Consider the following 19,525-nt stretch of genomic DNA (forward strand, 5'->3'; position numbering starts at 1 on the left):
AATTAACTTCCTTTTAAATCATATTGTTATTTGTTTTTATGATTGATTTTATTTTTATAATTATAAGCATCAGTTAGAAGATTATACCTAATTAATAACTTGTTGACTGTGTTGATAATAAAAAACGCCATTAAATCTAATTTAATGGCGTTATTAATCTGTGCGTTTAATTTTTAACTTGGCTTGCTTATCGTGTATTTAATTAATCAAACTCCAACACAAAGTTTGCGGAAGCACTGAGCTTGCCGGGTTTTACCTCATCGCCATAGCGATAATATTCAGCTTTTAAGGGAACGTTATTAATACCACTGGCTAAATCAGCAAGTTTTACAAACTGATTATTAATTAAGACGGTATCGCCACTGGAAGGAGATGAAACCACAAAACCGACACCTTTGGCATTATCACTATTACCTTCATTATCGGGTTTGATAATTGTTTTTTGCCCCTCATAACTTGTGGTGTTGTGAGCCATTAATTTTATTTTAGCGGAGGCATCACCTGTGCAATTTATTCTGAGATGATCTTCAGCATATTGATTATCGCGTGGAAAACCGATATCAGAAAATGCAGTAATAGGCATCTTAGGTAAGTTCATCTCAAGATCTGTATTTTCAGCACTGCAAGATGTTGGCGCACTAATAATATTTACAGATAAACGATAACTAAAACCAACTGCCGTTGTTCCACCACCAGAATTAAAGCGATTAATTAATATCGAGCCAATATATTGAGTCGTAAAACGCTGTGATTTAGGGTTATCTTTAGTCGCATAAACAATTACCGTAGCATCTCTTGTATTAAGTTTGGGCGCATTAACAGGGACTTCTTGTCCTGGTTGGCTTCTAAATGAAAGACCAGATTCATTCTCAATAAGAACATAAGCATAATCATCTAAACCGGTATTAGGTTTGCGTACAACATAATATGCAGGTCTGCCGTCAATATCCATATAGTAACTTGGTATAACCCCGCTAGCTTCGCTATATGTTGCATAAGCATAGAACTCAGCACCATCTGGGCAATCTGCGACTGCAACATCAGAGCCATCACGCTTAAATGTAAAACGAGCTACTTCTTGATTCTTTTTAATCATTCCTTTTAGTTCAATGGTGCCACCTCTGGCATCCATCGTGCCATGTTTAATCCCCCCGTTATTGACACAATCAGGAGCCGCATGGCTGTAAAAAGAGAGAGAAGATAAACTAAGAGTAAAAATTAGAAATAGTAATTTATTCATCTTATTTTTTAAGTTAGTCATTTTATTTCCTTATTTACACTCAGTATCTAAAATATATAAGCCATTAGCGGGAGTTTTATTATCAATATCATAGGTTGCATGGCAGCTTTTTTGCTCGCCATTAATTGTCCATGAAACTTGAATATTGCCCTGCGGTTTATTGGCAACAAAATAGAGTTGATGGAAGCTTGCGACTAATTGCGTATCATCGTTATCAATTTCGGCTTTAGCTCCCATTGGGATGGTACTCTTATCCGGAGTTTGTAATGTCAGTAGGAATTTAAATCCTTTTTTAGCATCGAAATCTGCTAACACTAATGCCCCTTTAGTCGGAATAATATTACTAATAATATTGTTCGAGATTTCAGTATTACTTGGGATTGAATTAGTGTTAACGCTAATGCTATTTTTTTGGTAAGGAGACATACCAGAAACAACAGCTAATCCACTATTATTAGTTTTAATAGATTGACCATTAATCACTTCTACACCTGAAGTATCTTTGGTTAAAATTAACGCATTCGTCTGTTGTAATGACGGTGCAAACACCGCGCCATATTGTGTTGCAACTAATGCACCACTAATACCATAGTTGATATTTTGCTTATCTTGCGTATATGAGTAACCGGCATTAACAACAGCACTTTGGGCTTTATAAGAGCCATTTAAACCACCACTATAATTAACACCTTTATTGCCATATCCTTGATAAACATCCCAATTTGCTTGGTTTTTATCACCATAGGTGCCACTTAAACGCGCGGTTTGTAATACTTGGTTATCATTATTGGTCGATATACCGTAATTTGCCCAAATGTAGTTCTCATGCAATGAAAAAGGAATGCTGATATTCATGCTTAAATCGTGGCTATTTTTATTATTATCGTTATAGCGACTGCCATCATAATAAGTGTAATAAACACTATAGTTAATTTTATTAATCGCGCTGTTAAAGCCTGCATTATAAGAATGAACAGTTTTGCCACTCACATACTTATAAATAACAGAATTTAAATTAATTGAAGCATTATTAGAAAATAAAGGCTGGTTAATAGAGAGTGTATACTCATTTTTCAATCCATCGCGTGGATTGTATTTTGTATCCTTGTGCTCCATCGCTTGCGCAAAGTTAAGAAAGTTAGCATCAAAATGACGATAACCAACTAACGAAAGCGTTGTATCGGTTATTGATATATTTTTAGAATAATTTACTCTAAATGCGTTGCCATGCAATAAATCATTGCCATTGTTAGTGGAAGATTTGGCGTAGAGCAAATCGGTAGTGATCGCGCCATAGCTCCCTAAATTTACCCCTGTACCAACACCAACAGATTGATATTTTTCGCCGAGAAGTACACCACCATAAAGAGTGACGTAATCAGTTAAACCATAGAAAGCTTCGGTTTGAACAACATAAGCCCCATCACCACTGTTATTGCCGTCATATTTACCAGTTGAAAAGCTATATTTTATTTCACCTTTTCTTTCAAGATTGGCAATAGAAGAAAAAGGCACAATGAAATTCTTTTCAGAGCCATCGGCTTCAGTCACGCTGACATATAAATCACCGCCACTGTTCATTGGGTAATAATCGGTGATATTAAAAGGACCAGCAGGTACGCTACGCTTATAAATCACTTGGCCATTTTGGGTGATAGTGACAACGGACTCTGTATTGGCAATGCCAGAAACACTAGGTGCATAGGTTCTGTTTTGTGTTGGTGTCATCAATTTATCCGTGACGAGTTTAATACCTCTAAATTTTACTGAATCAAATAGCTGTGAAGAGGAATAGAGATCACCAATCATTAACTCACTATTAATGCTGGTAATTGCTCTAGAAAGAACATTACTTAATGTATTCCATTTTTTATCGCCATTTTCATTTTTCGTCCATGTTGAATAATTATTAAAACGCCAAGGACCTAAATTAACTTGGGTTTGAATATTGCCATAATAACTGTCTGTTGTATTACCATGACTACGGCTATTGAATGAAGATAAGGCATAGTTAACTAATAATGCAGGAATACCTGAATCCCAATTTTTTATTTCATTCTCTTTTAATCTATCTTCGTTAACATATAACTGTGGCAGTGTTAAAACATACTGTTTTCTATTTAAATCTAAATAACCACTTGCATTGTTGATATCGTTGAGATTAATAAAATCACTATTTTTGTTTTTATTAATCACATCATGAGGAAGATCTATGCCTGCTTTATACCACTCTTCAGCTGAAAGACGAGGGGCTAATATTTTATTATTACCCTCATCTTCCATGAGAATAAAATTAAATTCACGGGTTGATATACGATTGTTATTTACAAAAAGTGTTACTGTATAGAGCCCTGGAGCGATGCTATTCTCTCTAAAGACATTGAGATCTTCATTAGTGACTTGTTGTGTGCTTCCTTCAATATTTAATAGGTTGGCTGGATAATAATCGTTTGCTGATATGTTAAAAGAAGCTAATAAAGTACCAACAACAAATAAATGAAGTGATGATTTTTTAAAATAATTATCCATTGTCTTTTTCATATTGAATAATATCTCTTATTATAATGAGAATTCCATTGTCAGGCTTTTTCCAAAATCATCGATATAAAATAATTTTATTTTTTCTTTACCAGAAAGTGTTTTATTTACGCTAATGGCTGTTTCTGATTTTGGTGATAGAAAGCTAGGTATTTTTTCAATCTCTTTTCCATCAATAATAAGTTTTCCAATATTGACAAAATAAGGTGAGTTGTTTGATACCACTAGGCTGTTATTTTTCGCGTTCCATTTTAACTCTTTGATTTCTTTTTCAATATTTACATCTTTAAGGGATTGAGGTCTGTAAATTAGCTTGATCCTATTGGTTAGGGAATAGCGAAGAACATTCTCTAAATTTTCATTACTTGGTGCGACAAATTTAACATTGATCCAATACATAGATTCAATATCATTAGGCAAAGTGGTATTTTTAGTCACTTGTAATGTATTTTTTTGCTGTGCCATTAATTTAATTAATGGTGGAGTAATAACAAAATCTTGAGTGAGTTTACCATTAAGATCTTCGACCCAAGACTGTAATAAATAATTAGTATTTTTATCGCCATTAAAGGCGACAAAACCTTCATTATTATTTGTTTCATTATAAACAACACGTGTTGTTTCTAATCCAAATCCAGCAAAACAAGATGTGATTGAGCTAATTATTAGTCCTAATCCTAAAAGTGTTTTTTTAAATAGCATCGATAAATACCTCTTTAATAGATGCAGGTTAATATAGTAATTAACCTGCATTTATTTATTATTGATAAGTCAGGGTGTAATTTAATGTTGCATCAGCACGACCTGCTTCAACGTCATCATCAGTACTAACATATTTGGCAATAAAAGAGAGAGTTTTGGATTTAAGATCACCAGTATCTTTAATCTCATACTCTTCAGTGAAATTGATATAGTAAGGATTAGCCAAGTCGTCATAATCATAAAGATGGATACCGACATTTTTAGCAGTATTAGGATCATTTGGATTATCTAATGCTAAAATTTGATCGGAACTACTGTCAGCTTTACCTGATAATTTTAATTTAACTTTACCTTGTGGTGGGCAATTAATTAAAGAGATATCTAATTTACCATTACCCGCTGTTCCACCAACTTCGCTACCTGCATCGCCAAATTCGCTGGTAGCATAACGACCCATATTAACGTTACCATCAGAACCTGTGCCATTAATATCAATAGTACAAGTCGATGAATAAATTAAGCCAGTAAAAGAAATCTGACCAGTTTGTTCTTCAGCAGAAACTGTAGCACTTGCCGTTATTGCAGAAATAACGAAAGCCATTGGAAGTAATTTTTTTGTTAAAATAGGCATGTTAACCCCTAGTGATTGATATAAATAGTATTTAATAAATCATATTAAGTGCTATTTATTCTAAGATTAGTTTATTGTTACAGTATATAAATCCACTAAAGTCACCAGGTAATGCAATCACTTTAAATAGATAAAACTAATAAAAATATAATCTTAAATAAAATAGCTTTTAGTATTAATCATAAAATTCACAGTCAATTTTTATTACTTTGTTTTTTATAATTAATACTAATTCTGGATATATAAAATGACTTCAATTTTGTGTACAAGCGAATTCTATGGTGTTTATTTGGCTATGTCTCATGCACAGTGTTACAAAATTCTCTTATGTAATAGGTAAAATTCATTAACAAGATAATAAAAGATAATTTTTTTCTTGTTATTTTTCATTTAATTATGTTTTTGAGGGGAGTTAAGGATAAGAGGGGATAGTTTAAATTTACTTTAAGGAAAGTATATTTTGTTACAAATAGAATTAAAATTAAATTGTATTAATGACAATACTTTATAAAAACCAATCATTAAAAGAAGAGTTCCTAATAATAATGAAAACAGTATTAGTGGGAATAATTATTATTAATAATTTCCTTTGTCCGTTTTTTTATTTAATCCCATATTCGGTGTCTTAAATATGAAAACACTCATATTAAATACATTTTACTGAGCTTTCATTTTTCTATATAGAGTCGCAATGCTTATTCCTAAGATTTCTGCCGCTTTCTTTTTTCCTTCCAATGTTGTTCCCGTTTTTTCTAATATGCTCATAATGGTTTGATACTCTGATGTTAAGCTTTTAGTTTTGAGAAGTTCTTGTGTGTGTAATGATTGAGTTTTATTTCTATTGTCTGTTTTAGTTTCAGTATAGATACCACTGGTTTTTTCTTTTTCTAAAGGATCAAAATGAGGAGTTTCTAACAAATAAGGAGGAAGGTGGCTGAGGTTTAAATCAACGGTATCGCCTTGCATAACATACATATACTCAATCACATTGCGTAGCTCCCTGATATTGCCGGGCCAATCATAGGAATATAAGTAGTTAATAATAGAGTTAGGGATCTTCGTCGCAGGTCGCTGATAGGTTAATGCTAAATCGTCGGCAAAAAATTGCGCAAGCTCTGCAATGTCTTCCCGATGATCACGTAATGCGGGAGTATGGATCGGAACAACATTAAGACGATAAAACAGATCTTCACGAAATTGCCCTTTATTTACCATTTCACGCAGATCTTTATTGGTGGCGGCAATGATCCTCACATCTATATTGATCATATTATTAGAGCCAACGCGAGTGATACTTTTTTCTTGGAGTACACGTAAAAGCTTGGCTTGTAGATGCAAAGGCATATCCCCAATTTCATCTAGGAATAGGCTTCCACCATGTGCTAATTCAAATTTACCAATACGCCCCTTAGGATCAGCGCCACTAAATGCACCACGTACATAACCAAAGAGCTCACTTTCTAGTAGTTGTTCTGGAATAGCTGCACAGTTAATGGTAATAAAAGGCTGTTTTGTGCGTAGGCTTTGTTGGTGAATAGTGTAAGCAACCACTTCTTTACCTGAACCGCTTTCTCCGGTGATAAGTACGCTGGCGTGACTAACGGCGACTTTGCTTAACATGCTTTTTAATTGAAGCATATTTTGTGAGTTACCAATTAAAGGGGAGTGGGGATTTTCATCAACAGAGAGGGTATTTATTTGTGTCATATAATCACGAGCATCATGAAAAATAACCATGCTGAGTTGGTCATTATCAACCGATGAAAACGTAATTTTTTTACACAGAACATGATAGCGTTGTTGGTTTAATATCAGCCATGCTTCTTCATCGCCATAAAGAATATCGCCTGTCATCTGAATATCGAGAGATTGACCAATCAATTCACAATCAAAAAAGCGCAAAGCAGAAAGATTGGCGTGCCAAATTTTGCCTTGGCTATCGATCGCAATAACACCTCTATCCATTACATCAATCAAGTTACGGAAAGTGCCAAATCGTTCTTGCTCTCTAAGCCTTTCAAGGCATTCAAAAACGCGACTTGAGATCATCTCTGAAAATTGTTCAATAAAGGTAATAAAAGCCTGTTTTTGTTTCATCAGAAATTTTTTTTGTTCCCGATTAGAGCAGATAATGCCAATAACACCAATAACTTGATTATTAAGGAAAATTGGCGCATTTAGATCAAGCTCTTCGGTACAAGTTAGGCGATTTTGACATAGTTGGCAGAGATCGTTCTCTTTTGGATCTTCAATTAGAATGGTTTTTTGAACTTGCAGTACATGGCGGTAAATATACCCATTACTGGAGACATCTTGATTGAGCATATAGCGATAACGACCTGTACCAGCAATACGCATTAAGTTGTTATCAATAATTTCAACATCGGTACCAGTGATACCCGCAATGGCATCGGTGTATTTGCTAATTTCATCTTGTAGGGTACTGAGTAACGAGTGCATCACATTCTCACCTTAAATTATCAATATTGATAATAAATTATCATCACCTGTTTTGGGTGTTTAATTTAATTGTTATTTATTAATTAGTTATTTGATTTTTGTATAAAGCTCACACAGTTTATTATTATTGATAATTTATCACTTAAATAAAACCGCCTAGATCACAGCTTTTCTGCATGATTAATTTCATCTCTTAATCGTTAAAACAATAAAAATATTTAAAATCAAATTGTTATGTTTTTATTCAATGCTTTTTGAGTGAGTTGGCATACATATTGCGATATAGGGGATAACCCTATGTATTCCGATTAATCGCGATATTGGGTTATCGCGAATTTTAAAGTGTGATTAAGAGGTAATTCCATGCAGGAGCAATTGCAGTACCTGATTAACCAAAGTTCATTTACGCGAAAACCAACCGCTGAGCTTGCCCCTTTTCGTTATGAAGAGTTAGCCAAAGCGTTGGATTTTCACAGAACTATTCCAGGATACGCACCTACACCGTTATTTCATTTACCCCAGTTAGCCAAAACTTTAGGGGTTGGTGAGTTATATCTCAAAGACGAATCTTTCCGTTTTGGTTTAAAAGCGTTTAAAGCGCTAGGCGGTGCTTATGCGATGGCACGCCATATTGCTGACTTCCTCGAAATGGATATAAGTGAATTACCTTATGAGGTAATGATCAGTGATGAGATCAGGAAAAAGTTAAATGGTGTAACTTTTGCGACAACCACTGACGGGAATCATGGACGTGGTGTTGCTTGGATGGCAAGACAGTTAAAGCAAAAAGCTGTGGTCTATATGCCAAAAGGATCGTCACAAGAACGTTTGGATGCCATTTTACGTGAAGGTGCCGTCGCTGAAATCGTTGATATGAACTATGACGATGCAGTGAGAATGACGGCTGAAATGGCTGAAAAATACGGCTGGATAGTGGTTCAAGATACTGCATGGGATGGTTATGAAGAGATCCCACTTTGGATCATGCAAGGCTACGGCACTTTAATGCTGGAATCTCTCGCACAATTACATGAAGTACCTCCGACGCATATTTTTGTGCAAGCCGGTGTGGGCTCTTTTGCGGGTATGGTGCAAGGCATGGTAACCGCCGCTTATGGCAAACAAGCACCGAAAGTGATTGTGGCTGAAGCACGTATTGCCGACTGTTTATATCAATCTGCGGTATCAGGAAAAGCGGATGCTATTCCTGTTGGTGGGGATCTACAAACAGTGATGGCAGGGCTTGCTTGCGGTGAAGCGAATAGTATTGGTTGGAATTTATTACGCGATTATTCAGCGGCATTTTTCTCTTGCCCTGATGCCGTCGCGACTAGGGGAATGCGGATTTTAGGGAACCCTTTACCTGGTGATCCGCACATCATTTCTGGTGAATCTGGCGCAGTGACAACAGGCTTGCTCTCTATTTTGATGCAATCACCTGTTTATCAGAGTGCGAAAGAAGAGCTGGGATTAGATGAGAATGCAAGAGTGCTTGTGATAAGCACTGAAGGTGACACCGATCCTGAGCGTTATCGCGATATCGTGTGGGATGGCGAGTTGCCTAGCTTCAAACAATTTTAAAAAACAAATAAGTCTTTTGGAGTGAACAGTATGTTATCAGCAAACCGATTTGATGAAGTTATTAAGAATTGCCAATTATTAATCCAACAAAAAAGCTATTCAGGTGAAGAAGGTAACGTTGTTAAGGTCATAGAAGAGATGATGAAAAACTATGATTTTGATGACATTCATATTGATAAATACGGCAATATCATTGGCGGAATTATAGGTCAACACCCAGGGAAAACCCTTGTTTTTGATGGTCATATCGACACCGTACCGGTTAGTGAGCGTGACTGGAAAGAAAAGCCTTATGGTGCAGAAATAAAAGACGGCAAGATTTATGGCCGTGGCACCAGTGATATGAAAGGGGCTGTCGCTGCCATGATTTCGGCGATAGGTTTTTATGGCCAAGATAATCAGCGTAACTTTGCTGGTCGCATTTATGTCTCTTGTATTGTGCATGAAGAGTGTTTCGAAGGTGTTGCCGCAAGACTCGTTTCTGAGCGCTATAAACCAGACTATGTAGTGATTGGTGAAGCCTCCGAATTAAACCTCAAAATTGGGCAACGTGGTCGTGCTGAAATTGTAGTTGAAACCTTTGGTAAACCTGCTCACTCCGCTAATCCAGATGCAGGGATCAACTCTGTTTATAAAATGGCAAAACTGATCGAGAAGATCAGAACCTTAACGCCATCGGTTCATCCTGTATTAGGAAAAGGGATCTTAGAACTAACGGACATTAAATCATCACCTTATCCGGGTGCTTCGGTTGTACCTGAGTATTGCCGTGCCACTTACGATCGCCGTTTATTAGTGGGTGAAACTAAAGAACAAGTGCTTGCACCATTACAAAAAGCGATTGATGAGCTTGCTTCTCAAGATGCTGATTTTAAAGCTAAAGTCTCTTATGCCTATGGCACTGAAAAATGTTACACCGGGGCTACTATTGAAGGTGAACGTTTCTTCCCTGGTTGGGTATTAGAAGAGAGCGATCCTTATGTACAAAGCGTTTTAAAAGGGCTGCATGAATCAGGCTTTAACCCTACTGTCACACAATATTCTTTCTGTACTAACGGTAGCCACTATGCAGGTGAAGCGGGTATTAAAACCATTGGTTTTGGTCCATCCCGCGAAAACTTGGCGCACACCATTGATGAATATATCGAAATTGAACAGCTAACAGGTGCTGCGAGTGGTTATTACAGCATTATGAACAGCCTTTATCACCTTTAATTCTTACGAAATAAATCCTTACTAGAAGAGTATCTGACAAAATCGTCAGATGCTCTTTGGAGAAATAACAGAATGAAAACAATATTTAAAAACGCCACTGTTATTGATGGAACAGGGGCAAGTGCATTTCAAGCTGATGTTGTGGTTAATGAAGGAAAAATAATAAAAATCGGTCAGTTTGATGCAAAAACAAATGATCAGATCATTGATGCAACAGGGAAAATAGTCTGTCCCGGTTTTATTGATACTCATACTCACTCTGATCTGTCTGCTCTGCTTAACCCCGCTTTATCCGCCAAAATCCGCCAAGGGATCACCACTGAATTGTTAGGGCAAGATGGTGTCGCGTTAGCACCATTACCGGAACAATATATTTCAGCGTGGCGCAAGAATATTGCGGGTTTAGATGGTGATTCTGACAGCATTGATTGGCATTTTAAAAATACCGAAGGTTACTTGGGGATGTTGGAAGCCAGAGGCTCTGCAACGAATCTTGCTTACCTTGTTCCTCATGGCAACATACGAATGGAAGCGATGGGATTAGAAGGTAATCCTTCAACTCGCGAAGATGTCGCCAAAATGTGTGAGATCTTAGAGCGTGAATTAAAAGCAGGGGCATTTGGTTTATCAACAGGATTGATTTATATGCCTTGTGCCTTTGGTGATACTGCTGAAATGATCGAACTTTGTAAGGTGACAGCAAAACACAATGGTATTTTTGTCGTTCACCAGCGCAGTGAAGCTGACGATATTATTCAATCGACTCAAGAGCTTATTGATATGGCCAAAGCATCGGGTGTTTGGTTGCATATTTCTCATATGAAGGTTTGCGGTAAGAAAAACTGGGGATTAATTGACGAAATGCTCGGTATGTTAGAGCAAGCACAAAAAGAGGGTATCCGTATCTCTTTTGACCAATACCCATATGTAGCAGGCAGTACCATGCTTGGGGTAATTTTACCGCCTTGGGTTCACGCCGGAGGTACAGAGAAACTATTAGAACGCTTAGCTTCTCCTGAACTGCGTAAAAAGATGATTGAAGATATCGAAAAAGGCATTCCGGGTTGGGATAACTTTATTGATTTCGCAGGGTTAGAAAATATTTATGTCACTAGTTCTAAAACAGAAAAAAACCAAGATGCCGTTGGTCTTAGTCTTGTAGAGCTAGGCAAATTGAGAGGAAAAGATCCGTATAACGCAACTTTCGATCTGCTATATGAAGAAGAAAATGCGGTAGGAATGGTGGATTTTTACGGTACAGAAGAACACGTGATCAAATTCTTATGTCGTCCTGAACAAAACGTATGTACTGATGGGCTAATGGGCGCAGGTAAGCCTCATCCCCGTGTATTCGGTGCCTTTCCTCGTGTTTTAGGGAAATACGTCAGAGAAGAAAAATGTCTCACTTGGGAACAAGCTATCCGCAAAATGACAGGTAAACCTGCCGAAGTCCTTCGATTAACCGACAGAGGCTTAATTAAAGAGGGATATGCCGCAGATATTGTGATGTTTGATCCTGAAACCATTATTGATAAAGGCACGTTTGTTGAACCAAACCAATACCCAGAAGGGATCGACTTGGTGATGGTCAATGGCCGTATCGCATTAATTAATGGGGTCGAAAGTTACGCTTGTAGCGGTCATGTTTTAAGAGCATAGCCGCACAATAGCGCTCTTAAACGTTAAACCTTATCTCTGTTTATCACGGTTGTTTTTCAACCGTGATGGTTTCCCCTTACCTGAGGAACAGGAAAATGAGTTCAAATATTATTCCAGACCTTCATCAGAAGAAAACATGGAAAGCTCGTTATACCGTTTTATCCTTAATTTGGTTAGCATGGTTACTTTCATTCTTAGATAGAATGGTAATGAGTGTTTCATTACCCTTTATTGGACGTGATCTTAATCTTGATACCACCCAACAAGGCTTAATAATCAGTGCGTTTTTTGTCGGTTATGCGGCATTCCAAATCCCCGGTGGTTTCTTAGCTGACCGTTTTGGTGCACGTAAAATCATGGCGATCGGTATTGCATGGTGGTCAGTATTTACCAGCTTAACAGGTATGGTGTTTACATTACCGTTAATGCTTGCCGTACGATTCTTATTCGGTATTGGTGAAGGCTGTTTTCCCTCTGCCTCTTGGAAAATGATCTCAACTTATTTCCCATCTAAAGAGCGTGGTCGCGCAACGGCAATTCAATCAACAGTAAATACCTTAGGGCCAGCATTAGCGGTAATTGTTGCCGCGAGTATTATCGGTGCTTTTGGCTGGCATATGGTGTTTATTGTTTTAGGTATTCCGGGTTTATTAATTGCAGCCGGTATTTATTTCTTCACTCGTGATAATCCAAAAGATCACCCAAGTATTACTCAGCAAGATCTCGATGAGTTAGCGGCGGATGGTACATTAACGGATAAACCTGTTGAAGTGGTACCTTTTAAAGACGTTTTAAAGATGCCTGTGTTGTGGCAAATGGCAGCAATTTGGTTTCTGTTTGATATTACCTTCTGGGGATTCTCAACATGGTTACCAAGTTATTTAATTACTGTTCGTGAATTCTCTTTGGCTAAAACTGGGGTAATGGCGGCTATTCCATTCTTATTTGGTGCTGGTGGTACATTATTAGGTGGTTATGTTTCTGATAAATGTAAATCACAGCGTAAATGGTTATATATGGTTACCGCAGTGATTGCAGCAGGCTTCTTATATATGACATATACCGTTGAAAGTGCTGATATGGCGGTTGTATATCAGTGTATTTCAGCATTATTTATGTTCTTCGCTATGGCAATGTTCTGGGGTATTTTAATGGATACTATCCCGAATAAAATTATGGGGCGTGCTTCAGGGATTGTTAACTTCGGTGGTCAAATGGCGGGTGTTGTTTCCGCACCTGTTATGGGCTTCTTAATTAAAGCCAGTGGTGGTAGTTATGACAGTGCATTTATGTTTATGATAATTGCATTGGTTGCCTCTGCTGTTGTGACGTTCACTGTTAAAATGCGAAATACACCCGCAGAAATTTAATTAATCAGTATTAATAATATTTATATTTAAATAAGTGTGATGTTATTAAAAGAAATAAGATTAATTAAATAAAATAAATGTATTAACTGTAAGATTTATTTATTAAAACTCACTATACGCTTTATTGATTTTTTAATTTAAAAAATCTTATTGCAGGATACTTTTGTCTTAAAAAAAGCCACGATTAAAAATCGTGGCTTTGCTTTTGTTAGCTTAATAACATTATTTGCTTATCAGAACAAAATCATTACCACTAAAACAGAGTGTGGCATCGCCACGAATAACTCGGTGATGGGCAATATGGCGTTGGCTATTTAATGAGGCGTGTTGCTTCATCATATAAGACTCTAAATGCCATGCGATAAGTTGCTTAGCGAGCTTTTTATTGGCGTGCTGACTACGCTCTGATTGCACTTTTACACTAATGCCGGTGGCAATATGTGTTGCTCTGACCGCAGATTCTGTTTTGTTAACATGCTGACCACCGGGACCATTGGAACGCATGGTTTCAAAGACAATTTCTTTGTCATTAATTTCATCAGGTTGTTCAAAACAAGCAACACCAATAAACCAGTTTTTACGCTTGTGTCGTGGTCGTAATGTGCTTGCACACTGCCATTGCACTGAACCTGCCCACTGTTGTGCGATAGCTTGTGCATCACTACCTTCAAGAGACACTAACGCAGATTTTAAGCCATGACGTGAAGGCTCTTTTTCAAGAACAGTAACGTTCACCTGCTGTTTTGTCGTTGATTTCAAAAAGTAATTTAAGGCTTTTTCAACAGCTAAACAGCACTCTTCAGGGCCTTGTGCGGAGGTGAATTGTAATAACATTACTCCATCTCCCCACTTGTTTTATAGGTGATCACGGGTTTTAAACGTGCAATAACTTCGATTAATCCAATGCTCACCATACTTTCAATCACAGTCTCAATTGATTTATAAGATTGTGGTGCTTCTTCATAAATCAGTTGTTTATTGGCACAAATAATACGGCTACCTAATGCAGTTCGTGAAAGTTGTAAAGGTGTAAAACGGTGTGATAAACGGCCTTTACACTCTGTACGCATCCATTTTCTACCTGCACCATGCGGTAATGAATGAAGGCTTAATTCAGACACAATGGGCTTAACAATATAGCTGTAATCACCGCGTGAACCCGGAATAACCACCATATCGTGATGTGCCGGTGTTGCACCTTTACGATGTAACCAACCTTGTTGACCATGTAATTCGCAAGGTTCGACAAGATTATGATTTACATCAGAAATAACTTCGCCTTGAGTGCGAATTTGGTGCATCATTCTTTCACCAATAAGGCGACGATTAATCTTTGCATAATCAAGTGCATTATTGTGAGCTTGCAAATATTCATTTGCATCTTCGGTGTTAGCAATCAGTCCTTTATGACCAAACTGTTCTGTATGGGCACGTAAGATAGATTGTCCTAAACCTCTCGATCCGCTGTGAACGAGTAGCAATAACTGTTTTTTATTGATACCACTTTCAGCAAAAAGCGTTTCATTGATCACTTGGTCAATTTGTTGGAATTCAGCAAAGTGATTACCGCCACCAATAGAGCCTAAAGAGCCAGCAAAAGGATGGTTTTGCATTTCAGTCGGTAGATGTGCTTCTAGCCATTCTGAAGGTGCGATATCACTCATTTCACTCAACTGTTTTTCTGCTTTATTTAAGTTAAGTTTGCTGTTTTTAAATTCAGTTTGAAAGAGTGTCATGCCACAGCCGATATCATTTCCGACTAAAGCAGGGTAAAAACGATTAACAGAAAAAAAGGCTGCACCAATAGGATAACCGCGACCTGGGTGTAGGTCTGGCATACCTGCCACATAAGCCATATCAGGAAGTTGAGCCGTTGTTTCTAGTTGTTGGATTGCTTTGCTTTCAATCCAAGTATTATCCGATGCGATATAACAAACGCTATCAGATAAATAATGAACACACTTGTCCATATACCAATCCATATAATGTAAAGGATAAAAAAATAAATTGATTGGCGGACAGCAAAAAGAAGGAAAAAAGGATTACTTCTGAGATTGTCCGCAAAGAGTATTCATATTTGTAGTTGTCATGGGATACCTCCTTGCGTTAATTAAAATGGGTGAGAAATAATAAATCGCTGGCATAGTAACCACTTTTTTTTGCCTTGGCAATCAAAAAGTGGCGTGAATTTTCTTTATTTTTATAAAAGAGAATAAATATAATTTATTTAATTTAAGGCTAACTTTTCTTTATTAACTATTTTAGTTAGCACTCTATTTTTAATTAATAAATCACTTTTACTGAGCTTTTTCGGCAATAATCTTCGTAATCATCCGTTAATTTTCTATCTGTGATAACAACATCAAACTGAGCTAAATCGCCCATATTGCCTGTCGCTGTTTCATCAAAATAGTGATATTTGGTGAGTAAGATTTTACGAATAGATTTATCCATCGCTTTTTTCTTCATATAAAGATCGTCGATGTTATAACAGGTAACGCCAAAATCGAGATGAACACCTTCAGCTGAAATAAAGGCTTTCTTAGGATTAATGCTATCAAGATAAGAGGGTTGGGTAGGATTGTAGAATGAATCACTCTTAGGGCGATATTCACCTCCGCAGAGTAATACGGTAGCATTTTTCTTCTGGCTTAATGCCAAAAATACACGATGAGAATAACAAATTCCGGTGAAATGCAGGTTATCGGGAATAAGCTCAATCAGTGTAGGAATAAATTGCCCATTATCGAAAAAAAGCACATCGCCGTCAGAGACCATACCTGCGGCAAGATTGGGAATATGAAGTTCTTCAGTTTGATCCGGCGTAATAATATCAGAGGATGTTGAGATTAACCCTGAATGAGGCTGAGCTAATGCAACAACGTAACCCCCTAATAATGACATCGGAAAAGGGTTTTCGGCGTCAGAACTAAGGTCGCGCCTAATTGTCATTTCAGAAACTTCAAGGATCCTCGCGGCGTCTTTAAGATGTATGCGACCTGAGCGTTTAATACATTCACTGAGGCGGCGCAAACGTTCGTGCTGTTTGGTCTCTATCACCGAAGGATCCTTGTGTTATCGAATAGCGTACTCCAAGAAAATATACGCTAAATAATTAGTAATTTGATTCAGGTGCATCTGAATCTGTTGCGATAGCGACACTTGCGCTAGCACCGATACGTGTTGCACCTGCTTTGATCATGTTTAATGCTGTTTGACGATCGCGAACACCACCTGATGCTTTCACGCCAACTTCATCACCCACTGTTTTGCGCATTAAAGCAACATGATGTTCGGTTGCGCCCATTGTACTGTATCCTGTTGATGTTTTCACAAAATCAACGCGGATCTCACGACACATTTCACAAACTAAACGTACTTCGTCGTCAGTTAATAAGCAAGTTTCTAAAATAACTTTCAGAGTTGTATTACCACAAGCTGCTTTTACTGCTTCAATATCTTGTTTTACGAAGTCTAAACGACCGCTTTTTAACATACCGATATTGATAACCATATCGACTTCTTGTGCGCCTTGACGAATAGCTTCAGCCGCTTCGAATGCTTTTGTTGCTGTTAAACCAGCACCAAATGGGAAGTCGATAACACAACATACTTTTACATCACTTCCTTTAAGGCAAGTTCTTGCTAAAGGGATGTAAGAAGTGTTAATACAAACAGAGAAGAAACCGTGTTCAGCTGCTTCAGCACACAATTTCTTGATTTGTGCTTCAGTTGTATCTGCAGCAAGAAGGGTATGATCGATATAATTAGCTAATGGACGCATAGTATATTCCTTAATAAGAAGATTGTTATTTATCACTCATGTTAGTTTGGCAACATATTAGTGCTGTTTTAACGAGATAACAATCACAAATGATATTTAAATAACATGATACTGTTATGCATCTATCAAAATGTCACTATTTTCACATTTATAAATTTCACATAAGAGTAAGAGGCGCTATGGATATCGCAGTGATTGGTTCAAATATGGTGGATTTGATCACCTATATAGATAGGATGCCAAAAGAGGGCGAAACCCTTGAGGCGCCGGCATTTAAGATTGGTTGCGGTGGTAAAGGGGCTAACCAAGCGGTTGCTGCGGCTAAATTAAATTCAAAAGTGATGATGTTAACAAAAGTTGGTGATGATATTTTCGCGGATAACACCATCATGAATTTAGAGTCTTACGGTATTAACACTCGCTATGTTGAAAAAGTGCCTGGGACAACAAGCGGTGTTGCACCTATTTTTGTGACTTCTCAATCATCAAATAGCATTTTAATTGTGAAAGGCGCTAATCAGCATTTGTCGCCAGAAGATATTGATAGAGCGACAGATAGCCTGAAAAAATGCAAAATAATTGTATTGCAATTAGAAATCCCGCTTGAAACGGTCTATCACGCTATTGAGTTTGGTAACAAACACCATATTCCTGTGTTATTTAACCCTGCGCCCGCTTCAAAAGCATTAGATCTTAATATTGCTGCTCGTTGTGACTTTTTTGTTCCTAATGAAACAGAACTGGAAATTTTGACGGGTATGCCAATCACCACAATGGATGAAATTCGTGAAGCCGCTTGTTCTTTACTACAAAAAGGCTTTAAGAATGTCATCGTTACATTAGGTGAAAAAGGTGCATTATGGATGAATGGCGAAATTGAGAAGTACATTCCTGCCATCGAAGTTGATGCAATAGATACCAGCGGGGCAGGTGATGCCTTTATTGGTTGCTTCTCTCATTATTATGTTCACACCAATAATATTGAAGAAGCATTAAATAAAGCCGTGATGTTTTCAGGCTTAAGTGTTGCCGGAAAAGGCACACAATCTTCTTATCCAAGCATTGAAGAATTTGGGCAGTTTTTAGGAAATAAAAAATAACGGATAATTCTATTTAGGACATTATCTGATTATGATGATTTAATCGTTTAAGCTACACTATTATCCTTTCCCTCATCTATTTAGATGGGGGATTATCAGTTACATTAATCAATGAGAAAATACGTTTTAATACATTATTAATTGCATGTGACTTCACAAATTTATTAATTGATGAGGTTCTTCTTTAATTTTTTGCCAAAAATAAATACTTCTTGTCTGAATGTTAAAGGTGATTTTCCTTTTTACTGCTTAGAATTAGTTATTCTTGTTGTTTTTGTACCTTATAAGTGACTTTATTTTATATTTTTATTTTTCAACCATATTTTTTCAAGAGTAGTTCTTAATAAAAGAACTATTTGAGAAAGTAAATAATAATTATGCTTAAGGGTGTCAAATGAAACTATACAGTGAAGATTATTTTTCTGCACCAAATCAACCCATTGCGGTAGAGCCTAGGGTTCCGCAGCCTATATTTCCTGAACATACTCATGATTTCAGTGAAATATTTATTGTCACCCAAGGGATTGGATTACATGTCTTAAATGGACAACCTCATACGTTATGTCCAGGGACAGTCTGTTATATTAAATCTGAGGATTATCATTTATTTGATAATGTTTCAGGTTTAAATTTAACGAATGTTTTATATCGCTCTATATCAGAGTTTACATATTTAAATAATATTAGTCAGTTTCTACCTGTGAATAATAAAGATAAATGCTCACATTGGTTATTAAATAAAGTTAATTTTATTAAGTCACAAAAAATAATTGATAAATTAAGTAAGGTGACAGGAAAAGATATTGCTGAAGAAGAGAGTCTATTTTTTCAATTATTGGTGACACTGCAAGAAGGAAAATATAATACTATAACAGATGGAAGTAATGAACAAAAAATGATGCAAGTATTACGCTGGTTAAATATGAATTATCTTGAGGTTGTTGATTGGGCAGCACTTGCTGAAAAGTACGATATTTCATTACGAACGCTACATAGGCACATAAAAAATCATTTGGGGTTATCGCCTCAAAATTATTTAATGAAACTAAGATTATCAGATGCTTATTATAAAATTCGTTTTTCGGATGAGCGTATTACTGATATTGCATTGAATTGTGGTTTTAATGATAGCGCCTATTTCTCTACCTGTTTTAAAAATGAGTACAATGTCACACCCAGAGCGTTACGTTATTGTACATAGAATGCAATCTAGCAATGATGTTTTTTTAAGTATTTGGGAGTGGT

The 19,525-nt window shown here is 36.8% G+C and carries 15 protein-coding genes; 6 read left to right on the top strand and 9 right to left on the bottom strand.

From position 1 onward, the window contains the following. Positions 1 to 202 precede the first annotated feature (202 nt). The 5 genes from EHE21_RS01865 to EHE21_RS01885 all read right to left on the bottom strand — a co-directional run bounded on the left by EHE21_RS01865 (position 203) and on the right by EHE21_RS01885 (position 7,571). A complete protein-coding gene (locus tag EHE21_RS01865; protein WP_194951689.1) occupies positions 203 to 1,261 on the bottom strand; it encodes a fimbrial protein in 1,059 nt (352 codons plus the stop codon). Between the two features lie 9 nt (positions 1,262 to 1,270). Then, entirely contained in the window at positions 1,271 to 3,781 is a 2,511-nt protein-coding gene (locus tag EHE21_RS01870) for a fimbria/pilus outer membrane usher protein (protein ID WP_228766723.1), read from the bottom strand. Between the two features lie 18 nt (positions 3,782 to 3,799). Then, positions 3,800 to 4,480 (bottom strand): molecular chaperone, encoded by a 681-nt coding sequence (locus tag EHE21_RS01875; protein ID WP_194951690.1) that lies wholly within the window; start codon positions 4,478 to 4,480, stop codon positions 3,800 to 3,802. A gap of 58 nt (positions 4,481 to 4,538) precedes the next feature. Continuing rightward, complete coding sequence (locus EHE21_RS01880) at positions 4,539 to 5,111, bottom strand: fimbrial protein (protein ID WP_088493932.1); 573 nt, start codon at positions 5,109 to 5,111, stop codon at positions 4,539 to 4,541. 657 nt (positions 5,112 to 5,768) lie between these two features. After that, positions 5,769 to 7,571, bottom strand: a complete 1,803-nt coding sequence (locus EHE21_RS01885) for a sigma-54 interaction domain-containing protein (RefSeq protein WP_194951691.1) — start codon at positions 7,569 to 7,571, stop codon at positions 5,769 to 5,771. A 363-nt stretch (positions 7,572 to 7,934) separates the two neighbouring features. On the opposite strand from EHE21_RS01885, the gene dpaL reads away from it, so the two are divergent. The 4 genes from dpaL to EHE21_RS01905 all read left to right on the top strand — a co-directional run bounded on the left by dpaL (position 7,935) and on the right by EHE21_RS01905 (position 13,396). Then, positions 7,935 to 9,152 carry a diaminopropionate ammonia-lyase gene (gene dpaL, locus EHE21_RS01890; RefSeq protein ID WP_088493931.1) on the top strand — a complete coding sequence of 406 codons (1,218 nt, stop codon included), beginning with the start codon at positions 7,935 to 7,937 and terminating at the stop codon, positions 9,150 to 9,152. A 30-nt stretch (positions 9,153 to 9,182) separates the two neighbouring features. Beyond that, entirely contained in the window at positions 9,183 to 10,367 is a 1,185-nt protein-coding gene (locus EHE21_RS01895) for a YgeY family selenium metabolism-linked hydrolase (protein WP_088493930.1), read from the top strand. 72 nt (positions 10,368 to 10,439) lie between these two features. Further along, positions 10,440 to 12,026, top strand: coding sequence for an N-acyl-D-amino-acid deacylase family protein (locus tag EHE21_RS01900; protein ID WP_194951692.1), 1,587 nt, complete (start codon positions 10,440 to 10,442; stop codon positions 12,024 to 12,026). Between the two features lie 95 nt (positions 12,027 to 12,121). Then, a complete protein-coding gene (locus EHE21_RS01905) occupies positions 12,122 to 13,396 on the top strand; it encodes an MFS transporter (protein WP_194951693.1) in 1,275 nt (424 codons plus the stop codon). A 222-nt stretch (positions 13,397 to 13,618) separates the two neighbouring features. Here EHE21_RS01905 and prfH read toward each other — a convergent pair whose 3' ends face one another. From prfH to deoC, 4 genes are all read right to left on the bottom strand, one after another. Beyond that, entirely contained in the window at positions 13,619 to 14,230 is a 612-nt protein-coding gene (gene prfH, locus EHE21_RS01910) for a peptide chain release factor H (protein WP_194951694.1), read from the bottom strand. Then, the gene (locus EHE21_RS01915) at positions 14,230 to 15,366 is read right to left on the bottom strand and encodes an RNA ligase RtcB family protein (protein WP_228766724.1); all 1,137 of its coding nucleotides are present in this window, start codon (positions 15,364 to 15,366) and stop codon (positions 14,230 to 14,232) included. The genes prfH and EHE21_RS01915 overlap by 1 nt, the downstream gene beginning before the upstream one ends. A gap of 313 nt (positions 15,367 to 15,679) precedes the next feature. After that, entirely contained in the window at positions 15,680 to 16,456 is a 777-nt protein-coding gene (locus tag EHE21_RS01920; protein ID WP_194951696.1) for a DeoR family transcriptional regulator, read from the bottom strand. 55 nt (positions 16,457 to 16,511) lie between these two features. Then, on the bottom strand, positions 16,512 to 17,180 hold the full coding sequence (deoC, locus tag EHE21_RS01925; RefSeq protein WP_075672244.1) for a deoxyribose-phosphate aldolase: 669 nt from the start codon (positions 17,178 to 17,180) through the stop codon (positions 16,512 to 16,514). A 179-nt stretch (positions 17,181 to 17,359) separates the two neighbouring features. Here deoC and rbsK point away from each other — a divergent pair, with 179 nt between their 5' ends. After that, positions 17,360 to 18,280: a ribokinase gene (rbsK, locus tag EHE21_RS01930; RefSeq protein ID WP_194951697.1), complete on the top strand. Its 921-nt coding sequence runs from the start codon at positions 17,360 to 17,362 to the stop codon at positions 18,278 to 18,280. Positions 18,281 to 18,674: 394 nt separating this feature from the next. Beyond that, positions 18,675 to 19,481 (top strand): HTH-type transcriptional activator RhaS, encoded by an 807-nt coding sequence (gene rhaS / locus EHE21_RS01935; RefSeq protein WP_194951698.1) that lies wholly within the window; start codon positions 18,675 to 18,677, stop codon positions 19,479 to 19,481. Positions 19,482 to 19,525 lie beyond the last annotated feature (44 nt).

Origin of the sequence: Proteus sp. GOKU (assembly GCF_015475555.1) — a bacterium.
GTDB classification, from domain to species: domain Bacteria; phylum Pseudomonadota; class Gammaproteobacteria; order Enterobacterales; family Enterobacteriaceae; genus Proteus; species Proteus mirabilis_B.